Consider the following 1,001-nt stretch of genomic DNA (forward strand, 5'->3'; position numbering starts at 1 on the left):
TGGCCGCCACCGCCCAGCTGGTCACCACCGACCTGGCCACCGGCGACCCGGCGGCCCTGCCGGCCCTGGAAGAGCCTCTGGTCCGGCTCGCCGACCGACTGCTCGGCTGAAGTCCCCTGTCCCGGAGCCGGACCGGAGGACGAGACGGGAAATGCACCAAAAGGCCCCATACCATTCACGAACCGGCCGAGCTGTCCGTGGAGGGTGGGCCGGCTCTCGGCGACCGGGAGACCGCTCGGACCGTCGCGCCGCGGATCTTCGATATCGGGCTCGACCGGACGCCGGCGGGATGAGCAGTGCGGTGCGTTCGTAAAATACGCTGCGAACGAGACGACGTCCGTGAGCAAGACGGGACAGTGATGGCAACGCGACAGGGCACCGGGTCCAGGCGCATGCGCCCCAACGATCCGGACCGGCGTACGCGCATCGCGCGGGCGGCCATCGAGGTGGTCGCCGAGCGGGGGATCGAGGGGCTGACGCACCGTTCCGTGGCCGCCGCGGCCGGGGTTCCGCTCGGCTCGACGACCTACTACTTCCAGACCCTCGACGACCTGCTGGAGGTGGCCCTGCGCCAGGCCGCCGCGGACAACGTCCGCCGTCTGCGGGAATGGGAGGAATCCCTCCCCCAGGATGCCGAGTTCGCGGTCGCGCTGGCCGAACTGGTGATGGGATACGTGCGGGACCAGCAGCCGAGCACCGTTGTCGAGTACGACCTGTACGTCGCGGCGCTGCACCGGCCGCGCTTGCGCACGGTGAGCATGGCGTGGGACCAGGCGCTGACCGAGCTGTTCGGTTCGCGCACGGACCCGATCACCGGCCGGCTGCTGGCCGGCCTGTTCTGTGGCTTGGTCATGCAGGTCGTCATCGCCGATCCCTCACCGCCGTACAGCGAGGTCGAGACGCTCTTCCGCCGTGCCATCGATGGTCCGGCAGAACATGCGGGCCGCATGCACCGGCCCTGAACCCGGAGCGCGTCACGGACCTGGCCGATCGGCGAACCG

1 protein-coding gene is annotated in these 1,001 nt (G+C 70.3%); it reads left to right on the forward strand.

What is annotated here, in order from left to right; genetic code table 11:
- The first annotated feature begins 392 nt into the window (after window positions 1–392).
- The gene (locus D7231_RS36085; RefSeq protein ID WP_199739560.1) at window positions 393–962 is read left to right on the forward strand and encodes a TetR/AcrR family transcriptional regulator; all 570 of its coding nucleotides are present in this window, start codon (window positions 393–395) and stop codon (window positions 960–962) included.
- The last annotated feature ends 39 nt before the right edge of the window (window positions 963–1,001 follow it).

Source organism: Streptomyces klenkii (assembly GCF_003626645.1).
Lineage (GTDB): Bacteria > Actinomycetota > Actinomycetes > Streptomycetales > Streptomycetaceae > Streptomyces > Streptomyces klenkii.

Excerpts from the sequence above, each read along its gene's own strand:
- D7231_RS36085 (WP_199739560.1), top strand. The coding sequence starts at position 393 with ATGCGCCCCAACGATCCGGACCGGCGTACGCGCATCGCGCGGGCGGCC.